20 protein-coding genes are annotated in these 19,545 nt (G+C 71.0%); 8 read left to right on the top strand and 12 right to left on the bottom strand.

Annotated features, from left to right (window positions below):
- Positions 1-332 precede the first annotated feature (332 nt).
- A complete protein-coding gene (locus KIK06_RS02335) occupies positions 333-1,067 on the top strand; it encodes an IclR family transcriptional regulator (RefSeq protein WP_026127781.1) in 735 nt (244 codons plus the stop codon).
- Between the two features lie 167 nt (positions 1,068-1,234).
- On the opposite strand, the gene era is transcribed toward KIK06_RS02335, so the two are convergent.
- From era to KIK06_RS02305, 6 genes are all read right to left on the bottom strand, one after another.
- The gene (era, locus tag KIK06_RS02330; RefSeq protein ID WP_268641724.1) at positions 1,235-2,203 is read right to left on the bottom strand and encodes a GTPase Era; all 969 of its coding nucleotides are present in this window, start codon (positions 2,201-2,203) and stop codon (positions 1,235-1,237) included.
- A gap of 9 nt (positions 2,204-2,212) precedes the next feature.
- A complete protein-coding gene (locus KIK06_RS02325; RefSeq protein ID WP_017599558.1) occupies positions 2,213-2,557 on the bottom strand; it encodes a hypothetical protein in 345 nt (114 codons plus the stop codon).
- Positions 2,554-3,939, bottom strand: coding sequence for a hemolysin family protein (locus tag KIK06_RS02320; protein ID WP_268641722.1), 1,386 nt, complete (start codon positions 3,937-3,939; stop codon positions 2,554-2,556). The genes KIK06_RS02325 and KIK06_RS02320 overlap by 4 nt, the downstream gene beginning before the upstream one ends.
- The gene (gene ybeY, locus KIK06_RS02315) at positions 3,936-4,424 is read right to left on the bottom strand and encodes an rRNA maturation RNase YbeY (RefSeq protein ID WP_017599556.1); all 489 of its coding nucleotides are present in this window, start codon (positions 4,422-4,424) and stop codon (positions 3,936-3,938) included. The genes KIK06_RS02320 and ybeY overlap by 4 nt, the downstream gene beginning before the upstream one ends.
- Positions 4,425-4,581: 157 nt before the next feature.
- On the bottom strand, positions 4,582-5,673 hold the full coding sequence (locus KIK06_RS02310) for a PhoH family protein (protein ID WP_017599555.1): 1,092 nt from the start codon (positions 5,671-5,673) through the stop codon (positions 4,582-4,584).
- Between the two features lie 274 nt (positions 5,674-5,947).
- Positions 5,948-6,298 carry a histidine triad nucleotide-binding protein gene (locus tag KIK06_RS02305; protein ID WP_268641721.1) on the bottom strand — a complete coding sequence of 117 codons (351 nt, stop codon included), beginning with the start codon at positions 6,296-6,298 and terminating at the stop codon, positions 5,948-5,950.
- Between the two features lie 347 nt (positions 6,299-6,645).
- On the opposite strand from KIK06_RS02305, the gene KIK06_RS02300 reads away from it, so the two are divergent.
- Together KIK06_RS02300 and KIK06_RS02295 are read left to right on the top strand one after the other, a co-directional pair.
- Positions 6,646-7,176: a SigE family RNA polymerase sigma factor gene (locus tag KIK06_RS02300; protein WP_017599553.1), complete on the top strand. Its 531-nt coding sequence runs from the start codon at positions 6,646-6,648 to the stop codon at positions 7,174-7,176.
- Positions 7,173-7,895, top strand: coding sequence for a hypothetical protein (locus KIK06_RS02295; RefSeq protein ID WP_268641720.1), 723 nt, complete (start codon positions 7,173-7,175; stop codon positions 7,893-7,895). Before KIK06_RS02300 ends, KIK06_RS02295 begins: the two co-directional genes overlap by 4 nt.
- A gap of 95 nt (positions 7,896-7,990) precedes the next feature.
- Here KIK06_RS02295 and KIK06_RS02290 read toward each other — a convergent pair whose 3' ends face one another.
- Genes KIK06_RS02290 through hrcA form a run of 3 tightly spaced genes read right to left on the bottom strand, consistent with a single transcriptional unit; the run spans position 7,991 to position 10,885 of the window.
- Positions 7,991-8,728 carry a 16S rRNA (uracil(1498)-N(3))-methyltransferase gene (locus KIK06_RS02290; protein ID WP_268641719.1) on the bottom strand — a complete coding sequence of 246 codons (738 nt, stop codon included), beginning with the start codon at positions 8,726-8,728 and terminating at the stop codon, positions 7,991-7,993.
- Positions 8,725-9,867, bottom strand: a complete 1,143-nt coding sequence (gene dnaJ, locus KIK06_RS02285) for a molecular chaperone DnaJ (RefSeq protein WP_026127778.1) — start codon at positions 9,865-9,867, stop codon at positions 8,725-8,727. The genes KIK06_RS02290 and dnaJ overlap by 4 nt, the downstream gene beginning before the upstream one ends.
- A 4-nt stretch (positions 9,868-9,871) precedes the next feature.
- Positions 9,872-10,885 (bottom strand): heat-inducible transcriptional repressor HrcA, encoded by a 1,014-nt coding sequence (gene hrcA, locus KIK06_RS02280; RefSeq protein ID WP_268641718.1) that lies wholly within the window; start codon positions 10,883-10,885, stop codon positions 9,872-9,874.
- Positions 10,886-11,077: 192 nt separating this feature from the next.
- Here hrcA and KIK06_RS02275 point away from each other — a divergent pair, with 192 nt between their 5' ends.
- The gene (locus KIK06_RS02275) at positions 11,078-11,917 is read left to right on the top strand and encodes a DUF3097 domain-containing protein (RefSeq protein WP_026127777.1); all 840 of its coding nucleotides are present in this window, start codon (positions 11,078-11,080) and stop codon (positions 11,915-11,917) included.
- A 105-nt stretch (positions 11,918-12,022) separates the two neighbouring features.
- Here the strand turns inward: KIK06_RS02275 and KIK06_RS02270 are convergent, their stop codons facing one another.
- Positions 12,023-12,859: a hypothetical protein gene (locus tag KIK06_RS02270; RefSeq protein WP_268641716.1), complete on the bottom strand. Its 837-nt coding sequence runs from the start codon at positions 12,857-12,859 to the stop codon at positions 12,023-12,025.
- Here KIK06_RS02270 and KIK06_RS02265 point away from each other — a divergent pair.
- Both KIK06_RS02265 and KIK06_RS02260 read left to right on the top strand, forming a co-directional pair.
- The gene (locus KIK06_RS02265) at positions 12,848-13,177 is read left to right on the top strand and encodes a DUF4870 domain-containing protein (RefSeq protein WP_040689877.1); all 330 of its coding nucleotides are present in this window, start codon (positions 12,848-12,850) and stop codon (positions 13,175-13,177) included. The genes KIK06_RS02270 and KIK06_RS02265 overlap by 12 nt on opposite strands.
- 45 nt (positions 13,178-13,222) lie before the next feature.
- Positions 13,223-13,873 carry a DUF4870 domain-containing protein gene (locus tag KIK06_RS02260; protein WP_268641715.1) on the top strand — a complete coding sequence of 217 codons (651 nt, stop codon included), beginning with the start codon at positions 13,223-13,225 and terminating at the stop codon, positions 13,871-13,873.
- A gap of 15 nt (positions 13,874-13,888) precedes the next feature.
- Here the strand turns inward: KIK06_RS02260 and hemW are convergent, their stop codons facing one another.
- Complete coding sequence (gene hemW, locus KIK06_RS02255; RefSeq protein ID WP_268641714.1) at positions 13,889-15,121, bottom strand: radical SAM family heme chaperone HemW; 1,233 nt, start codon at positions 15,119-15,121, stop codon at positions 13,889-13,891.
- 58 nt (positions 15,122-15,179) lie between these two features.
- Positions 15,180-16,280: a LacI family DNA-binding transcriptional regulator gene (locus KIK06_RS02250; RefSeq protein ID WP_268641713.1), complete on the bottom strand. Its 1,101-nt coding sequence runs from the start codon at positions 16,278-16,280 to the stop codon at positions 15,180-15,182.
- 98 nt (positions 16,281-16,378) lie between these two features.
- Here KIK06_RS02250 and KIK06_RS02245 point away from each other — a divergent pair, with 98 nt between their 5' ends.
- Complete coding sequence (locus KIK06_RS02245) at positions 16,379-17,980, top strand: glycoside hydrolase family 13 protein (RefSeq protein WP_268641712.1); 1,602 nt, start codon at positions 16,379-16,381, stop codon at positions 17,978-17,980.
- Between the two features lie 320 nt (positions 17,981-18,300).
- Positions 18,301-19,545 (top strand): sugar ABC transporter substrate-binding protein, encoded by a 1,245-nt coding sequence (locus KIK06_RS02240; RefSeq protein WP_268641711.1) that lies wholly within the window; start codon positions 18,301-18,303, stop codon positions 19,543-19,545.

Here is a 19,545-nt window from a genome sequence, read left to right as displayed (position 1 = left end):
CCTCTCCGTGGGGGTGGCTCGGCCTCCCGTGGGAAGGCCCACCAAAATTCCTATATGCGGATGTTAACTTCTGCGATTCGGAATAACAAGAGTTCAGTGGTGTCGGGAGTGCCCCTGATCGCCCCGAACCATGTGGATTCGGGCAGCACTACGTGACGGCCACGTGCTATAGAGGACTCAGAGATGGGAAGTACTTTTCGTATCGCAGAATAAAGACCGTGACCTCAAGCGGCCTTCACATGGGAGCATGACCTTTGTCAGCCTCGCAGACCACCCAGACGGACACCCCGCCCCTGACCGAGGAGACCGGCAGGCGCGGTCGTTCCGGTGGGGTGCAGTCCCTCGAACGCGCCTTCGCCCTACTGGAGATCATGGCGGAGGCGGGCGGTGAGACCTCCCTCAGCCAACTCGCCGAGTCGTCCCAGCTGCCGCTGCCGACCATCCACCGCATCATCCGCACCCTGGTCGGCAACGGCTACGTACGGCAGCTGCCCTCGCGCCGCTACGCCCTCGGCCCCCGGCTGATCGGTCTGGGCGACAAGGCCTCGCAGATGCTCGGCACCTGGGCCCGGCCGCACCTCGCCCACCTGGTCGAGGTCCTGGGCGAGACCGCCAACCTGGCGATGCTCGACGGCGACAAGGTCATCTACGTGGCGCAGGTGCCCTCACCGCACGCCATGCGCATGTTCACCGAGGTCGGCCGGCGTGTCCTGCCGCACTCGGCCGGGGTCGGCAAGGCCCTGCTCTCACAGCTCAGTGACGACGAGGCGCTGGCGACCGTGCGCCGTACGGGCATGCCCGCCGCGACCGACCGCACCATCACCAACCCCGAGGACTTCGCCGCCGAACTCCAGCGCATCCGCGAACGCGGCTTCGCCATCGACGACGGCGAGCAGGAGATCGGCGTGCGCTGCGTGGCGGTCCCGGTCGAGGGCGCACCCTCTCAGATGGCCGTGTCCGTGTCGGGCCCGGACCGCCGCGTGACCTGGGAGTTCGTCGACCGCGCCGCTCCCCTGGTCCAGGAGGCCGCCCGCACCCTGGCCACCGACCTCAACAACCAGAGCTGACCGGCCCCCGATGACGGAGGGGCCGTGGCCGGCGTCGGCCACGGCCCACTTCCGTTCCTTGGCACGGCCGCCCAAGGGGGGTGTCGTTCGGGCGCCGCCGAGGAGGAAGAATCCCTGCTCCTCGGGCGCCCGAACCCGGTCCAAAGCGAAGCGGAGGACCACAAAGACTACGTCTGCTGGTCGAAGCCCAGTCTGCGCAGCTGCTTGGGGTCGCGCTGCCAGTCCTTGGCCACCCGCACGCGCAGGTCCAGGAAGACCCGCCGCCCCAGCAGCCCCTCGATCTGCTTGCGGGCCCGCGAACCGACGTCCCGCAGCCGGGATCCCTTCGACCCGATGACGATCGCCTTCTGGCTGGAGCGCTCCACGTACAACGAGGCGTAGATGTCCACCAGCTCCTTGCCCGGCCTGGTGTTCTCCCGCTCGTTCATCTCGTCCACGACCACCGCGATCGAGTGCGGCAACTCGTCGCGCACACCCTCCAGGGCGGCCTCGCGGACCAACTCCGCCACGAGCATCTCGTCGGGCTCGTCCGTCAGGTCTCCGTCCGGGTACAGCGGCGGCCCCTCGGGCAGGTGGGAGCACAGCACGTCGGTGACGGTGTCGAGTTGGAAACCGCCCTCCGCCGACACCGGGACGATGTCGGCCCACTCGCCCAGCTCCTGCACCGCGAGCAGCTGTTTGCCGACGGTCTCCCGGTCGACCAGGTCGGTCTTGGTGACCAGCGCGACCACGGGGGTGTTGGTCTGCTCCGCCAGTTCCTTGGCGATGTAGGTGTCACCCCGCCCGATCGGCTCGTTGGCGGGCAGGCAGAACGCGATCACGTCCACCTCGACCAACGTGGACCGCACCAGCGAGTCCAGCCGCTCCCCCAGCAGTGTGCGGGGCTTGTGCAGGCCGGGTGTGTCCACGATGATCAGCTGCGCGTCCGACCGGTGGACGATCCCGCGCACCGTCCGCCGTGTCGTCTGCGGCCGGTTGCTGGTGATCGCCACCTTCTGACCGACCAACGCGTTCATCAGGGTGGACTTGCCCACGTTGGGGCGGCCCACGAAGCAGGCGAACCCGCTGCGGAAACCCTCCGGGTGGGAGGGCGCGGGCAGCGGAAGCCGCAGCTTCTCCAGGTCGAGGTCGTTCATCATTCCTTCTCAGCGCCGGGTGACGCTCGCGGGCACCCCGTCAGGGGCCGCGATCACCACCAGCTGGGTCTTCAGGTCGTCCGCCACCGCGCGGTCGTCCTCAGTCAGTTCCTTGGCCTCGGTCACCACCACCGCGGCCTCCAGGGCGGAGGCCTCGCTTGACACGGCCGCCGCGACGGCCGCCTGCAACGCGGTCAGCTGGAGCGAGGGCAGCGCGACCGTCGTGGCGACGTAGGTGCGCCCGGTCTCGTCGCGCACCGCCGCGCCCTCGGCCGCCGCGTTGCGGGCCCTCGAGGCCCGGGCGAGGGTGATGAGCTTGCCGTCCTCGGGGCCCAGCCCCGTCGTCTCCGTCACTGCTCCGTGCTCCTTACGTCCTCGTTCTTCCCCTGACCGTCGGGGGCCCCGCCGCCGTCCGGCAGACGCTCCACCAACACCGTGGTCAGGCGGTTCCGGCGGCCGTTGCGGCCTTCCAGGGTGAGTCTGAGACCAGCGTATTGCGCCTGTGCCCCGCCCGTGGGGACCCGCCCCAGCACGAAGGCGACCAGACCGCCGACCGTCTCGACGTCGGGCACGTCCAGGTCCCGGTCGGGGAACAGTTCGTCGAGTTCCCCCAACGGCAGGCGCGCCGTCACACGCACCCGGGTCCCGTCCAGCCACTGCACGGGCGGGATCTCGTGGTCGTACTCGTCGGTGATCTCACCGACGATCTCCTCCACGATGTCCTCCAGGGTCACCAGACCCGCGGTACCGCCGTACTCGTCGATGGCCACGGCGACGTGGTTGCGGTGCTTTTGCATCTCGCGCAGCAGCTCGTCGATGGGCTTGGTGTCGGGTACGTACGTCGCCGGACGCATCACGTCCCCCGCCGACAGCGGCGGCTCCTCGCCCCCTCCGGCGGTGGCCGACCAGCGGTCGCGCAGCCGCTCGACGACGTCCTTGAGGTAGACGATGCCGACCACGTCGTCCTCGTCCTCACCCGTCACGGGGATCCGTGAGTAGCCGCTGGCCAGGGCGAGCGACAGGACCGCGTCGGCGTCCGCGTCCCGGTTGGTGAACACGATGTCGGGCCTCGGCACCATCACCTCGCGTACGGAGGTGTCGTCGAGCTTGAACACCGAGTGGATCATCTGGCGTTCCTCGGGGTCGATGACCTCGCCGCGCTCGGCCAGGTCCACGAGTTGACGCAGCTCGACCTCGGTGCTGAACGGTCCCTCGCGGTCCCCCTTGCCCCTCGGGGTGAGCGCCCGTCCCAGCCCCACCAGGAGTTGGGCGACCGGGCTCACCACCACCTGCGCCGGGTGGAGGACGGCGGCGCTGGCCCTGGCGATCGGTCCGGCGAACTGGCGGCCCAGGATGCGCGGGGCGATCGCGACGAACACCGACTCCACCACGACCAGTGTCAGGAGCGCCAGGACCAGCGCGGGCCAGCCCGGGCCCAGCAGGAACACCATGCCCAGCGCGGTGGCCAGGGTCGCGCACACCTCGGCGACCACGCGCAGGAACAGCAGGACGTTGAGGTGACGGGTCGGGTCGGCGGCCACCCTCTCCCAGCGGGGGCCGGTGCCCCTCTCGCCAGGGCTCTCGGGCAGTCCGACCGAGCCCACCCGGGTGACGGCCACCTCGGCGGCGGCCAGGAACCCGGCCACGGCGATCAGCAGCAGGGCGGCGGCGAACGCGCCGCCCCACAGGACGGGATCACCCGCGGCCAACGCCGTCGGGGCCGACGCGGCGCTCATCGGTCGCTCTCGTCTCCCCCGGCCGAGGCCGCCTCACGCTCGCGCCAGGAGGCCAGGATCTCGCCTTGGAGACCGAACATCTCCTTGTGCTCGTCCGGCTCGGCGTGGTCGTAGCCGAGCAGGTGCAGGATGCCGTGCGTGCACAGCAGGTCGATCTCGGCCTCGGTCGGGTGCCCGGCCTTGAGCGCCTGGCGCTCGGCCACCTGGGGGCAGATGATCACGTCGCCGAGGACGCCCGGTTCACTGGTACGGCCGGGGCCTCCGGGACGCAGCTCGTCCATCGGGAAGGACAGAACGTCGGTGGGTCCGGGCTCGTCCATCCACCGCACGTGCAGGTCCGTCATCGGCTCCTCGTCCACCAGGACGACGGAGAGCTCCGCCAGCGGGTGGACGCGCATGGCGTCGAGCACGTGCCGAGCCAGGCGGGAGAGTCGCTCCTCGTCCACGGTGGTGACGCCCGACTCGTTGGCGACGTCGATACTCATCGTTTGCGGATGCCTCACTTGGAAATCGTCATGGCCGGGCGGGGTGACCGCCCGGCGGCGCGTCACCGCCTGCGGCCGCGCCGGGGCGTCCGACACCGGTGGGCCCGCACCACGGCGGGCCCACCAGCTCGAACGTTGTACTACTCCAGTCTGCCCGCTATTTCGCGTGGGGGCTCCCGGGGCCGGTGTCGGTCGGGGTGTCGGCGGAGCCCTGCCGGGGCCCCGTGCGGCGGGGCCGTCCGCCGTTGGCACCCGAGCGGCCGCCCTGGGCGGCGTCGTAGCGGCCGTAGGCGTCCACGATCTGCCCGACGAGCTTGTGGCGGACCACGTCCTCGCTGGACAGGCGACAGAAGGCGATGTCGTCGATGTCACTCAGGATGTTCTCGATGGTGCGCAGGCCGCTGGTCTGCCCGCCGGGCAGGTCGACCTGCGTGACGTCACCGGTCACGACGATCTTGGACCCGAAGCCGAGCCTGGTGAGGAACATCTTCATCTGCTCGGGCGAGGTGTTCTGGGCCTCGTCCAGGATGATGAAGGAGTCGTTGAGACTACGCCCGCGCATGTACGCCAGGGGCGCGACCTCGATGGTCCCGGCCGACATCAGCTTGGGGATCGAGTCGGGGTCGAGCATGTCGTGCAGCGCGTCGTACAGCGGCCGCAGGTAGGGGTCGATCTTCTCGTAGAGCGTGCCCGGCAGGAAGCCCAGCCGCTCGCCCGCCTCGACCGCGGGGCGGGTGAGGATGATCCGGTTGACCTCCTTGTCCTGGAGCGCCTTGACGGCCTTGGCCATCGCCAGGTAGGTCTTGCCGGTTCCCGCCGGACCGATGCCGAACACGACCGTGTGCCGGTCGATGACGTCGACGTACCGCTTCTGGTTGACGGTCTTGGGGCGGATGGTCCTGCCCCGGTTGGACAGGATGTTGGTGGTGAGCACGTCGGCCGGGCGTTCCGAGCCGGGCGTGCGCAGCATGTGGATCATGCGCTCGATGGTGTCGGGGGTGACGTGGGTGCCGCTCTTGGCGAGTTCGATGAGCTCCTCGACGAGGCGGACCACGACCGCGGTCTCCTCGGGGCTGCCGCTGATCGTGAACTCGTTCCCACGGACGTGGATGTCACTGTCGAAGGCCCGTTCCAGAACCCTGAGGAGTTCGTCCCCCGAGCCCAGCAGGCTGACCATCGTGTGCTCGTCCGGGACCACGACCTTGACCTGGGTGTCCTGTCGCGGTTGCGTGTGCGTTGTCTCGGCCATGACGGGGCCTTGCGGCCGCTGTCCCTACCCTTCGATCCGACCCCGCCCTCGCTGGCGGGGTGCGACGCCTGCGGCACCCGAGCCGGTACCGGGCCCGTTCTTCGAACCGGTGCCTCCTGCGGCTCCCCGGCCCCTGGGGCCACGCCTCGAGTCTACCAACGCGCCGTCATCCTGATCGATCGCTTTTTCGACCGCGGCCACGCCCTCGCGCCTGCCCGGAGCAGGGATGTTGACGCGGGCCGCCGCGAGGCGAAGGTCCCGCGCCAGGCGCCGTCTACCCGGGCGGCCAGTTCAGGCCGCGTCCGCCGAGCAGGTGACCGTGCAGGTGGAACACCGTCTGCCCGGCGCCGCTCCCGGTGTTGAACACCAAGCGGTACCCCGCGTCGGCCACGCCCTCGGCCTCGGCCACCTCACGGGCCTCCAACGCGATCTCGTCCAACAGACCCGTCCTGGCGGCCGCGGCGGCCGCGGCGTCGGGGTGGTGGTCACGCGGGACGATCAGCACGTGCGTGGGGGCCTGGGGGTTGATGTCGCGGAAGGCGACGGTGCGCTTGCCCTCGCGGACGATCTCGGCGGGCACCTCCCCCCGTACGATCTTGCAGAAAAGGCAGTCGGCCTCGGCCATCGATTACCTCCGTCGGGGGACTGTCGCCCGGTTGTTCCCGCTCCCGCGCCCCGCATGGCGGGTTTCGGCGGAGCGGCCGTCTCGGATTGTCCGGTCACCATGATGCCGCAGGTCCCGACCACCGGGACCGTGAAGGCCCGGACCGGAACACCTGGTACCGCGTCTCCCGTCGGAAGAATCGCGATAGGCTTTGCACCCGTGCGCGTCGGGTCGTCGGCCTCCTCCGCCGATGTCCACCCTCCAGCGTGTTCGGACCGGAACGCACCCCTACTTGGAAAAGAAGAGGTATGCCCTTTCGTAAACCCCGCGACAAGGGTGTGCGTCGAACTGATGTGACGACAGAAACCATGGTGGCGGGAGCCACCACGGCTCCCCTCGCCGTGGGCTGGGACGCCGACCACGCGGTGACCGAACTCTATCGGGAGCACTACCGACCGCTGGTCCGTCTCGCCTCGCTGCTCGTCCGGGACCACGCGACCGCGGAGGAGGTCGTGCAGGACTCCTTCGTCGCCATGCACTCGGCCTGGCGACGGCTGCGCGACCCCAACAAGGCCCTGTCCTACCTTCGGCAGGCGGTCGTGAACAAGGCGCGGTCGGTGCTGCGCCACCGGGCCGTCGTGGAGAAGCACGCACCCAAGGCGCTACCGGACGCTCCCAGCGCGGAGCACGGCGCCATGAACCAGTTGGAGCGCGAGGCCGTGATCAGGGCCCTGCGCAAACTACCCACCCGTCAGCGAGAGGCCATCGTGCTCCGGTACTACGGCGACCTGTCCGAGGCGCAGATCGCGGACGCCATGGGGATCAGCAAGGGCGCGGTGAAGAGTCACACGTCCCGTGGTATCTCCGCGCTCCGCTCCGTCCTGGAGCAGACGACATGAGCAGCCCATCCGAGAACGACGAGTTCGAGAGCCGACTCCGCTCGATCCTCAGATCCGAGGCGGACGCGTGCGAGCCCTCCGCGGAGGGGCTGAACCTGATCCGTGAGCGGACCGGGCGCGCCCGAGGCGGTTGGTTCGGACTGCCCTGGCTACGCCCCGCGCTCGCGGTGGCGGGGGCGGTCCTGATCGCCGCGTCCGTGGTCATCTCCAACCCCGAGGTCCGCGACCAGGTGCTGGAGATCGTCCCCGCGGGCGCCAACCGCGAGGGCGCCCCCCCGGCGGTGGCCCCCTCCGAGGAGGAGACGGCCCCCGCCGAGCCCGCCCCCGACGCGGGCTCGGGGGTGGCTGCTCCCGAACCGGAGCCCGCGAAGGACCCCACCCCCACGCCCACCGCCTCGGCCGAGCCGTCCGCTCCGACGGAGGAGGCCACCGCGACCGATGGTTGCTCCCCCGGCCGACCGGCCCCCTCCGAGGAGGCGAGCCCCGGACACGGCGAGAGCGAGGGGCAGACGTCCGACGAAGCCGGGACGGACGACTGCACCACCGCCGACGACGAACCCACGGACGAGAACACCGACGGAGCCACGGACGGCACCGGTGAGGACGGCGCCTCCGGGGACGACGGTTCGCAGGACACCGGAGGCGGCGACGAGCCCACCGACGACAGCACCGGCGGCAGCGGCACGGACGGCGGCACGGCGGAGGCCCCGCAGAACTGACCGTGTTCCGCCAGGGCACGCGCGAGGGGCGGCCACGGAATCCGATTCCGTGGCCGCCCCTCGTCGTCTTCGTGCCGGCTCCGGCCCCTCCCCTACTACCAGCGCCCGGTGCGCGCCTGGAGCACCGACAGCGCGGCCACCCCCGCGGTGGAGGTGCGCAGGACCGTCGGTCCCAGCAGCGCCGGCACCGCCCCGGCCTCGGCGAAGGCCTCGAGTTCGGCCTCGGAGAAACCGCCCTCGGGACCGACGACCAGGACGATCTCCGTTCCCTCACCGTCGGGAAGATCCATGCCGGCCAGGCGCTGGGCACCGTCCTCGTGCAGGACGACCGCGAGGTCGGCCTCGGCCAGCAGCTTCGCCACGGCCGCGCGGTCGGCCAACCCGGCCACCTCCGGCAGCCGCCCGCGCCGCGCCTGCTTGGCCGCCTCGCGGGCGGCGGCCCGCCACTTGCCCAGGGACTTGGCCGCCCGGTCGCCCTTCCATCGGGTGATACAGCGCTCGGCTGCCCAGGGGACGACCGCGTCCACCCCGGCCTCGGTCATCATCTCCACGGCCAGTTCCCCGCGGTCGCCCTTGGGCAGGGCCTGGACGACGGTCAGCCGCGGGCGGGGCTCAGGCTCCTCCCAGCGTTCGACCACCGCGCAGACGATCCCGTCCTTGGCGACCCCGGTCACCGTGCAACGGGCACGCCTTCCGAGTCCGTCGGACAGGTCCACCGTCTCACCCTCGCGGATCCGGCGCACGACAGCGGCGTGCCGCCCCTCGGGACCCGTGACCTCGACTCGGTCGGCCGTCAGTTCGGCGGTGTCGACCAGGAAGACCGCCGGGGTCACTTGGCTCCGAAGGCGTCGCGGATCTTGGCGAAGAAGCCGCCGTGGCCGGGGCTGAAGCGCCCGGGCGACTGGTCCTCACCACGCAGTTCGGCGAACTTGCGCAGCAGCGCCTCCTGCTCCTCGTCGAGCTTGGAGGGGGTCTCCACGTCGACGCGGATGCGCAGGTCACCGCGGCCTCCCCCGTCCAGGTGGGTGACGCCCTTGTTCGGCAGGGTGATGACGTGCCCGGAGTTGGTGCCGGGGCGCAGGTCGATGTTCTCCGTGCCGTCGAGGGTGTCGAAGGCGAAGGAGGCGCCCAGCGCGGCGGCGGTCATGGGCACGGTCACGGTGCAGTGCAGGTCGTCGCCCCGCCGTTCGAAGGTGGGGTGCGGGCGCTGGATGATCTCCAGGATGATGTCGCCGCGCGGCCCTCCGTTGGGGCCCACCTCACCCTCGCCCGCGAGTTGGATGCGGGTGCCGTCGTCGACGCCGGCCGGGATCTTCACCGTGCGGGTGACCTTCTCGCGCACCCGGCCCTCGCCCGCGCAGTCGGCGCAGGGGTCGGTGATGACCGTGCCCTGGCCCGAGCACTGAGGGCAGGGGCGCGAGGTCATGACCTGGCCGAGGAAGGAACGCGTGACCTGGGAGACCTCGCCCTGGCCGTGGCACATCTCGCACGTGGTGCGGTGCGAACCCGCGGCCGTCCCCTCGCCCTGGCAGGTCTCGCACAGGATCGCCGTGGGGAAGGTGATGTCCTTGCTGACGCCGAAGGCGGTCTCCTTCAGGTCCAGCTCGACGCGGATCTTGATACTGCGTCCGCGGCGGACCCGTTCGCGCGGTCCGCGCGCGCCGGGCTGCCCGCCGCCGAAGAACGCGTTCATGATGTCGTCGAACGCGAAGCCGCCCGCGCCGCCGAAGCCTCCGGCGCCGCCGCCACCGGCCGGAGCGAAGGGGTCCTGGCCCATGTCGAACATCTGACGCTTGTTCTCGTCGGAGAGGACCTCGTAGGCCTGGGTCACCTCCTTGAAGCGCTCCTGGGTCGCGGGGTCGGGGTTGATGTCCGGGTGCAGCTCGCGCGCGAGCCGCCGGTACGCCTTCTTGATCTCGTCCTTGGACGCGTCACGACGCACCCCGAGAACCTGGTAATAGTCTCTGGCCACTGAGTTACTGTCCTGCCAAAATCTGTCCGACATACCGAGCCACCGCACGTACGGCGCCCATCGTTCCCGGGTAGTCCATCCGGGTGGGACCCACGACTCCGATCTTGGCCAGCGACTGGTTTCCCACGCCATAGTCGGCTGACACGATGGAGGTGGACCGCAGACCCTCGTGGAAGTTCTCCTCGCCGATGCGCACGGTCAGCATCGAAGGGTCCTTCGCCTCACCCAGCAAACGGATGAGGACCATGTTCTCTTCCAGCGCTTCCAACACGTCCCGCAGGCTGGCGGCGAAGTCCACCGCCGCGAGGTTGGCGGTGCCCGCCAGGACGATCTTCTCCTCATGGCGTTCCACGAGGCTCTCCAACAGGATCGACAGCACCGACACCGCCATGTGCCGGTGCTCCGGGTCGACCTGCGCGGGCAGGGCGTCCACCGCGTCGGGGACGTCGCCGAGGAGGCGTCCCGCGATGGCCCGGTTGAGCATGGCGCGCAGGTCGTTGACGGCGCTCTCACTCACCGAGCCCAGTCCGTCGATGACCCTCTGTTCGACCCTGCCCGTGTTGGTGATCACGACCATCATGAGCCGCGGGCCACCGAGGGGCACCAGTTCCACGTGTTGCACCGAGGAACGGGTCAGGGACGGGTACTGCACGATCGCGACCTGGCGCGTGAGCTGGGCCAGCAGACGCACCGTACGCGCGACGATCTCGTCGAGGTCCACCGCGCCCGTGAGGAAGGACTCGATGGCCCGCCGTTCGGCGGCCGAGAGCGGCTTGACCGAGGAGAGGCGGTCCACGAAGAGCCGGTAACCCTTGTCCGTGGGCACACGGCCGGCACTGGTGTGCGGCTGGGTGATGTAGCCGTCCTCCTCGAGGGCGACCATGTCGTTGCGGATGGTCGCGGGTGAAACCCCGAGGGGGTGCCGGTCCGCGAGGGCCTTGGAGCCAACGGGTTCGTTGGTGTTGACGAAGTCCTCGACGACGGCACGCAGGACCGCGAGCTTGCGCTCATCCAGCAACTCGCCACCTCCTGGCACTCCGTGGTCCTCAGTGCTAATTCTAAGCCCGGTCGCAAACGCGGTCTGCTACCCACCGGTAGTAACACCCCCGGCGGACCCCGATCTTCCCCGCCGGCCACGGCCCGGGGGCCGACCGCGCCGGGGAAGGCGGCACCGACCGCGTCGCGGGCCACACCAGTAGACTGCACGACCGTGGCACCTAAGGGAACCGGCCGCTACGGCCGTGACGTTCTGGCCGGGGACTGGCGTCGACCCAGGAGGCGGGAGATCCCCGAGACGCCCCTGAGCCGGGACCTGGTCGTGGAGGACGCGGAGGAGACGTTCTGCGGAGCCGTGGTGGCCTGGGACAAGGCGACCGTGACCCTGGAGGACCGGCACGGCCGCCGCCGGGTGTTCGATCTGGGACCGGCGGCGTTCCTGGTCGACGGGCAACCGGTCACGCTGGTGCGTCCCACGGCCGCGCCGAGGGGACCGCTGCGCAGCGCGTCGGGCTCGATCGCGGTGACGGACGCCAGGGCGCGCACCGCCCGGGAGAGCCGGATCTACGTCGAGGGCGCGCACGACGCCGAGCTCGTGGAGAAGGTCTGGGGGCACGACCTCCGCGTGGAGGGTGTGGCCGTAGAGTTCCTGGAGGGGGTCGACGACCTGCCCTCGATCGTCGCGGACTTCTCCCCCGGTCCCGGCCGTCGGTTGGGGGTCTTGGTGGACCACCTCGTCCCCGGCTCCAAGGAGAGCAGGATCACCGAACGGGTGCGCGGTGACCACGTCCTGGTGGCCGGTCACCCCTACGTCGACGTCTGGCAGGCGGTGCGCCCCCGAGCCCTGGGGATCGAGCGCTGGCCGGAGGTTCCGCGGGGGACGCCCTGGAAAGAGGGGGTCGTCCGCGCTCTGGGGTGGCGGATGGAGACCGGTGAGGCCTGGCGCCGGATCCTGGGCTCGGTACGCTCCTACGCCGACCTGGAGCCGTCGCTGCTCGGTCGGGTCGAGGAGCTCATCGACTTCGTCACGGGACCGCATCCGGGTGAACACTAGGATTTCAGTGCAGGCGACGGCGAGGACACCGCGTCCGGTCGTGCCGGTCGCCCGTCTCGGGCCCTCCCCGGTCGTCGGTACAGCCCCACAGACAACAACCGCCCCTCAGCAGCGGAGCCAAGGAAGAGCATGAGCGAGACCCCGACGAACCCCCCGTCCCCGGAGGACCCGCAGGGCCAGCAGCCCGCACGACCCCAGGCGCCCGCCCAGCCCGGTCAGGCGCAGCCGTCGGGCGAGCAGTCCCCCTACGCGCCCCAGCCCGACCCCGCGCAGCAGGGGTACGCGCAGCCCCAGGCGTACCCGCAGCAGGCGTACGCGCCCCAGCCGGACGCGCAGTCCTCCGGAGCCCGGTCTCCGTACGCCCCGCAGCCGGAGGGCGGCCAGCCCTCGGGTGCCCAGGCGGCGTACGGACACCCGTCCGGTGGGCAGTCCCCCCACCCACCCCAGGTCGACCAGCAGGGGCCCCACCAGCAGCCCGCGCAGCAGCAGTTCCAGGGTCAGCCGGGACAGGAGCAGCAGCCGTCGGGCGGTCAGCCGGGCTTCGCACCACCGCCCGCCGCCCCGGGACAGCCGCAGCAGGGGTACGCCCAGCAGCCGCCCGTACCCCAGGGATACGCCCAGCCCGCGGCCGGGCAGTCGCCGTACGCGCCCCAGCCTGGCATGGCCCAGCCGGGCCAGCCCGTCCACGGCCAGCACTCCGGCGGCCACCCCTCCTACGCGCCCCAGCCCGACCCCGCGCAGCAGGGGTACGCGCAGCCCCAGGCGTACGCGCCCCAGCCCGACCCCGCGCAGCAGGCGTTCGCTCCGCATCCGGGACAGCCCGGCCAGCCCCAGCAGCCCCCCTTCCCGGGTGGTCCGGCCGCCTACGGGCAGCCCGGCGGCCAGGGGCCGGTGCCGATGGGCGGCGGAGACGACGGCACCCTGGTGTCGATGATGGCGCACCTGTCCGGGTTCGTGATCGCCTTCCTGGGCTGGATCCCCCCGCTGGCGATCTACCTGGCCAAGCGCAACCAGTCCCCGGTCGTGCGCCACCACGCGTCCGAGGCGGCGAATTTCCAGCTCACCCTGCTCATCCCCTACGTTTTCACCTGCGTGGTCTTCATCGGACTGGGTATCTTCTTCCCAGGGCTGGCCTGGATCGGCTCCGTACTGATCGCGCTGATCTGGATCCTCGCGATCGTCTTCGGGGTCATGGGAGCGTCCAGGGCCAACAAGGGGACCACGTACCGCTACCCGATGAGCATCCGTCTCCTGAAGTAGTCCCCCCGAGAGTGTCTGAGTGAGTCAGCACGAAGGGACACCGCCATGTCGCACCCGAACACACCACCTCCAGAGGAGCCCGACGACCGGGAGCGGCGGCGCCAAGGTCAGGAGGGCGGCGGCGGGCAGCCGCCTCCCGCCGGTCCGCGGGGCGACGAGCGGCCCGGGTACGGGCCTTCGCCGGGTACCCATCCGCCCGGCGGGGAAACCGGCTACGGTCCGCCTCCCGGTGGCCACGCTCCCGGAGGGCACCAGCAGGGCGGTCACCCTCCCGGCGGATACCCGCAGGGGGGCTACCAGCCCGGTGGATACCCGCAGGGTGGCTTCGAGCCCTCCTCGGCCACGACCGGCCAGCCCAACCAGGCCGAACGGCAGATGGGCCTGATCGCTCACCTGGGCGGCGGGTTGGCCGGTTTCTTCTTCTCGGGGTTCGGCTGGATCGTCCCGCTGATCGTGTTCCTCGTCAAGAAGGACGAGTCACCGTTCGTCCGCGACCAGTCGGTCCAGGCGCTCAACTTCCAGATCCTCGTCACGATCGGCATCGTGGTGTCCTGGCTGTTGACGATCGTGCTCATCGGCATACTGACGTGGGTTGTCGTCGCCGTGGTCTGCCTGGTCCTGGGGATCCTCGGCGGCGTGGCCGCCAACCGGGGCGAATGGTACCGCTACCCGTTCAACGTCAACTGGGTGAAGTAGTCCGTACCGCGCGGGTCAGGTCAGGTCCCGGACCACGGCGTCGGCGAGCAGGCGGCCCCGGCGGGTCAGGACGGCGCGCCCACCGTCGTGCGCGACGGCGTCGAGCAGACCCTCCGCCACGGCGCTCCTGGCCGCCGCACGCCCGTGCGGCTCCAACAGGTCCAGCGGGCACCCGTCCGCCACCCGCAGTTCCAGCAGGACGCGCTCGAAGCGGCGCTCCTCGGCCGTGAGCACCTCGCGCGCCTGGCCGGGACTCGATCCCGCCGCCAGGCGCGCGGCGTAGGCGGCGGGGTGTTTGACGTTCCACCAGCGGGTGCCGCCGACATGGCTGTGCGCGCCCGGGCCGACGCCCCACCAGTGGCCGCCGGTCCAGTACAGCAGGTTGTGCCTGCTGCGCCCCTCGGGGCTGCGCGCCCAGTTGGACACCTCGTAGGGGGTGAACCCGGCCTTGGCGAGGGCCTCGTCGGCCATGAGGTAACGGTCGGCCATGGTGTCGTCGTCGGGTTCGGCGAGTTCTCCCCGGCGAACGCGGGCGGCCAGGCGGGTGCCCTCCTCCACGATCAGCGAGTAGGCCGACACGTGGTCGGGCGCGGCCGAGATCGCGGCCTCCAGGGAAGCGGCCCAGTCGTCGTCGCCCTCGCCGGGGGTGCCGTAGATCAGGTCGAGGTTGACGTGCTCGAAGCCGGCCGCCCGGGCCCACTCGACGCACTGCTCCGGCCGCCCGGGGGTGTGCCCGCGCTCCAGAATCCTCAGCACGTGCGGTCGGGCGCTCTGCATTCCGAAGGAGACACGGGTGAACCCGGCCTCGCGCAGTCGCGCCAGGTAACCGGGGTCGACGGTCTCCGGGTTGGCCTCCGTCGTCAGTTCGGCGTCGGCGGCCAGGCCGAAGCGGTCGCGGATCGCGGCGATGATCCGTCCCAGGTCCTCCGCGGGGAGCAGGGTCGGCGTCCCTCCGCCGACGAACACCGTGCTCACCTCGGGCCGGTCGTCGCTCAGGACGCGGTCGGCCAGCTCGACCTCGGCGACCGCCTGGTCGGCATAGGTTTCGCGGGAGGAGGTGGCGGTGCCGTCCCGCGAGACCAGTTCGTCGGCGGTGTAGGTGTTGAAGTCGCAGTAGCCGCAGCGCGTGACGCAGAACGGCACGTGAACGTAGAACCCGAGCGGTCGGTCGCCGAGCTCGGCGAGTGAGGGAGCGGGCAGGTCCCCGGTCCGCGGGACGGGATCGCCGTCGAGGGCAACGGAAGGCATACCTCCAGTGTCGCCGACCCGGAGGCGTGTTTCCTACGGCCTCGCGGGCTCGCGCGGCTCACACGCGCGGGGACGCCTCCCGGGCGGTTCGGGAGCCGTCCACGGCACGCGCCTCCGCGGGAGAGGCCACCCTGGCCTGGACGGGGGCGCTGGCGCGGGGCGAGGCGACGGCCGTGGAACCGCGCACGATCAGCTCCGGGTCGAAGAGGTACTCGGTGTGGGAGACGGGGTGTCCGGCGATCTCGTCGCACAGCGCGCGGACCGCGGCCAGCGCCATCGCGTTGACCGGCTGGCGGACCGTGGTCAGCGGCGGGTCGGTGAACGCGATGAGCTGGGAGTCGTCATAGCCGACCACGGAGAAGTCCTCGGGGACGCGCAGCCCGCGCTGGCGGGCGGCGCGGATGGCGCCCAGGGCCATCATGTCGGAGCCGCAGACCATCGCGGTGACGCCGCGCTCGATGAGCCGGGTGGCCGAGGCGTGGCCGCCCTCGACGCCGAACAGGGACAGTTCCACCAGGTCGTCGCCGTCCAGGCCGTGCTGGGCCAGCGCCTGGCGGTAGCCGTCGAGCTTGCGACGGACGGGGACGTAGCGCTCGGGGCCGCTGGTGAAACCGATCCGCGTGTGTCCCAGGGCGACCAGGTGGTTGACGGCCTGGCGGCCCGCCTCCCGGTCGTCGCAGGAGATGAAGGCGGCGGGGACGGTGTCGGCGTACCCGTTCACGAGCACGATGGGCAGGCGGCGGGTGACGAGGGCCTGGTAGCGCTCGTGGGAGGAGGAGGTGTCGGCGTGGCGGCCGGAGACGAAGAGGATCCCGGAGACGTTGCGCTCCAGCAGGAGCTCCACGTACTCGTCCTCCGTTATCCCGCCGGGGGTCTGGGTGCACAGGACGGGGGTGTAGCCGCGCTGGGCGAGGGCGCCCTCGGCCGCCTGGGCGAACATCGGAAAGACCGGGTTCTCCAGCTCCGGGATGACCATCCCGACGAGCCCCGCCGAGCGCTGCCGCAGCCGCGCGGGCCGCTCGTAGCCGAGGACGTCCAGTGCCGTCAGGACAGCCTTACGGGTGTCGCTGCCGACGCCGGGCTTGTCGTTGAGCACCCGCGAGACCGTCGCCTCACTGACGCCTGCGTGCCGCGCGATGTCGGCAAGTCGTGGACCCATGCGGACAACTCTAGTCGAGATCGTCGTCACACGGACGCAAGTAAGCGGTAATCTTGCGCAAGAAGTTGCAGACGCCCACTGGGAAGGACCCCCGTTTCATGGAGCTCCAGGCACACTGGTGGCGCGACGCCGCCATCTACCAGATCTACGTGCGCAGCTTCGCCGACTCCAACGGCGACGGGGAGGGCGACCTGGCCGGCATCCGCGAGCGCCTCCCCCACCTCGCCGAACTGGGGGTCGACGCGATCTGGCTGACGCCCTTCTACGTCTCCCCGCTCGCCGACGGAGGCTACGACGTCGCCGACTACCGCGACGTCGACCCGCGCTTCGGCACTCTGGAGGACTTCGACGCCCTGCTCGCGGCCGCCCACGACCTCGACCTCCGCGTGATCATCGACATCGTGCCCAACCACTCCTCGTCGGCGCACCGCTGGTTCCGCGAGGCCGTGGCCGCCGAACCGGGCAGCCCCGAGCGGGCCCGCTACCTGTTCCGGGACGGCCTGGGCCCCGACGGCGAGCAGCCGCCCAACAACTGGAAGTCGATCTTCGGCGGCCCGGCCTGGACCCGCCTGAAGCGCCCCGACGGCACACCCGAGCAGTGGTACCTGCACCTGTTCGACGCCGAACAGCCCGACTTCGACTGGACCAACCCGGAGGTCCACGACGAGTTCGACGACGTGCTGCGGTTCTGGCTGGAGCGCGGCGTGGACGGGTTCCGCATCGACGTCGCGCACGGCATGGTCAAGGACCCGGCCCTGCCCGACATCGCCGAGAACGCCAAGGCCGACCTGCTCGACGGCAGCACGACCCTGCCCTACTTCGACCAGGACGGCGTACACGAGATCTACCGCCGCTGGGCGGCGATCGTCGCCGAGTACCCCGGTGACCGCGCCATGGTGGCCGAGGCGTGGGTGGAGGACGCCGACCGGATCGCCCGCTACCTGCGCCCCGACGAGCTGCACCAGGCGTTCAACTTCGAGTACCTGACCGCGCCGTGGGAGGCCGGTCGCCTGCGGGAGGTCGTCGACCGCTCGCTGGCCGCCAACGGCGCGGTGGGGGCTCCGAGCACGTGGGTGCTGTCCAACCACGACGTGACCCGCCACGTGACCCGCTTCGGCGGGGGCGAGCAGGGGCTGCGCAGAGCACGCGCCGCCACGCTCCTCATGCTGGCCCTTCCCGGCTCGGTCTACCTGTACCAGGGCGAGGAGCTGGGACTTCCCGAGGTCACGGACCTGCCCGAGGACGCGCTGCAGGACCCGACGTGGGAGCGTTCGGGCCGCACCGAACGCGGCCGCGACGGTTGCCGGGTGCCGCTGCCGTGGACGGAGGGACCCTCACCCTGTGGTTTCGGCCCCGAGGGCTCCGAGCCGTGGCTGCCGCTGCCGGAGGGGTGGGGCGGGCTCTCCCGCACCTCCCAGCGCGGTGTCGAGGGTTCGACGCTGGAGCTGTACAGGCACGCGCTGCGGTTGCGGCGTGAGCTGGAGGCGCTCGGCGACGGCCCCATGACCTGGCTGGACGCTCCGGAGAACGTGCTGTACTTCGAGCGTGAACCGGGTGTGCGGTGCGCGGTCAACCTCGGCGAGGAGCCGGCGGAGATCGCGGCCGACGGCGAGGTGCTCGCCGCCAGCGGCACGGTGGAGGGCCCCTCCGGTGGCTCTCTGACGCTGCCCGGCGACACGGCCGTGTGGATCCGGGCCTAGCCACTCACTGTGCGGGTGCGGCGCCGAACACGGGTCCCGTCGTTCGGCGCCGCAGCCGGCGTCCCCTCCGCTCCACCCGGCACACCCGGTCCCCACAACGTGGAGCGATGACCATTGGTCACACGTATGTCACCTAACGTCGTTGCTCCATCAGTCTGTTTCCCGGACGTTTCCGCATCTTTATCCACGAGGCCTGCAAAACCTTTCATTCTTTGCAAGTTATTGCTAATGTCACATCACCGCGCATGATGTGACACACCAGGCTCTCGGCCCAACATGTGCGCGCCCCCATCTGTACGGCCTCTCGGAGGGAAGACACCATGAGATTCCGCAGCGCACCGGCGTTCGCAGGTCTCGCCGCGATCGCCCTGGCGGCGACCGCCTGCGGCGGCGACACGGGTGACGGCGGTGAGACCACGGCCCAGGGAGAACTCGTCGTCTGGACCGACCCCGAGCGCGCCGACGCCGTCCAGGCCGCGGCCGAGCAGTTCTCCGAGGCCAACGGCATCAACGTGAGCGTGGACAGCGTGGCCTTCGAGGACATGCAGGGGGACGTGCTCAACGCCCACCAGGCCGGCAACGCCCCGGACATCTTCATCGGCGCCCACGACTGGACCGGCAACCTGGTGCGCAACGGCGCCGTCCAGCCCATCGAGCTCCCCCAGGACCGGGCGGCCCTGCTCGACGAGACCTCCCTGGAGGCCATGTCGTTCGACGGGCAGCTCTTCGGTGTCCCCTACACCCAGGAGAACCTCTTCCTGCTGCGCAACACCGCGCTCGCACCGGACGCCCCGCAGACCTTCGAGGACATGGTCGAGGTCGGCTCCCAGCTCAAGGAGGACGGCGAGGTCAGCGAGGTCCTGTCCATGGCGGTCGGCCAGGAGGGCGACCCCTACCGGATGAACACCCTGTTCACCTCCGCCGGCGGCTACCTCTTCGGGCAGGACGACACCGGCACCTGGGACCCGAGCGACCTCGGCGTCGGCACCGACGAGTCGATCGAGGCCATGGAGCAGATCGCCGAGTACGGCGAGGCGGGCGAGGGCGTGATCCGCCGTTCCATCACCATCCAGAACTACGCCAGCCTGTTCTTCGACGAGGAGGCGGCCTTCCTCGTCGCGGGCCCGTGGGACCTGGCCGGCGCCGACGAGTCCGGGATCGACTACGCGATCAGCCCCGTCCCGGGCTTCACGGACGGCGGCCCCGCCCAGCCCTACATCGGCTACCAAGGCTTCTTCGTGACCGAGGGCAGCGCCAACTCCGCGCTCGCCGAGGAGTTCGTGACCACCCTCGTCACCGACACCGACTTCATCCTCGGCCTGTACGAGGTCGACCCGCGCGTCCCGGTCCAGACCGACGCCCTGGAGAGCGTCTCCACGGACGACCCCAACGTCGCCGCGATCTCCGAGGCGGGCGCCGAGGGCATGCCGATGCCGTCCATCCCGGAGATGGGTGAGACCTGGCAGCCGCTGGGCGTCGCGCAGGCCGAGATCATCGGCGGCGGGGACGTGCGCGAGGCGATGGAGGCCGCGGCGCAGACGATCTCCGAGCAGATCGGCGAGTAG

This window comes from Nocardiopsis sp. EMB25 (genome assembly GCF_026797795.1).
GTDB classification, from domain to species: Bacteria; Actinomycetota; Actinomycetes; order Streptosporangiales; family Streptosporangiaceae; genus Nocardiopsis; species Nocardiopsis lucentensis.
The sequence above is the reverse complement of the archived record's forward strand: the minus strand, read 5'-3'. Positions and strand labels throughout refer to the sequence as shown.

Bases quoted from the DNA above. Each gene is read 5' to 3' on its own strand.
- KIK06_RS02250 (WP_268641713.1), bottom strand. From the start codon at position 16,280: ATGGGTCCACGACTTGCCGACATCGCGCGGCACGCAGGCGTCAGTGAG.
- KIK06_RS02300 (WP_017599553.1), top strand. From the start codon at position 6,646: ATGGTGGCGGGAGCCACCACGGCTCCCCTCGCCGTGGGCTGGGACGCC.
- KIK06_RS02245 (WP_268641712.1), top strand. From the start codon at position 16,379: ATGGAGCTCCAGGCACACTGGTGGCGCGACGCCGCCATCTACCAGATC.
- hemW (WP_268641714.1), bottom strand. From the start codon at position 15,121: ATGCCTTCCGTTGCCCTCGACGGCGATCCCGTCCCGCGGACCGGGGAC.
- ybeY (WP_017599556.1), bottom strand. From the start codon at position 4,424: ATGAGTATCGACGTCGCCAACGAGTCGGGCGTCACCACCGTGGACGAG.
- KIK06_RS02295 (WP_268641720.1), top strand. From the start codon at position 7,173: ATGAGCAGCCCATCCGAGAACGACGAGTTCGAGAGCCGACTCCGCTCG.
- KIK06_RS02265 (WP_040689877.1), top strand. From the start codon at position 12,848: ATGATGGCGCACCTGTCCGGGTTCGTGATCGCCTTCCTGGGCTGGATC.
- KIK06_RS02310 (WP_017599555.1), bottom strand. From the start codon at position 5,673: ATGGCCGAGACAACGCACACGCAACCGCGACAGGACACCCAGGTCAAG.
- KIK06_RS02240 (WP_268641711.1), top strand. From the start codon at position 18,301: ATGAGATTCCGCAGCGCACCGGCGTTCGCAGGTCTCGCCGCGATCGCC.
- KIK06_RS02260 (WP_268641715.1), top strand. From the start codon at position 13,223: ATGTCGCACCCGAACACACCACCTCCAGAGGAGCCCGACGACCGGGAG.
- era (WP_268641724.1), bottom strand. From the start codon at position 2,203: ATGAACGACCTCGACCTGGAGAAGCTGCGGCTTCCGCTGCCCGCGCCC.
- KIK06_RS02320 (WP_268641722.1), bottom strand. From the start codon at position 3,939: ATGAGCGCCGCGTCGGCCCCGACGGCGTTGGCCGCGGGTGATCCCGTC.
- KIK06_RS02305 (WP_268641721.1), bottom strand. From the start codon at position 6,298: ATGGCCGAGGCCGACTGCCTTTTCTGCAAGATCGTACGGGGGGAGGTG.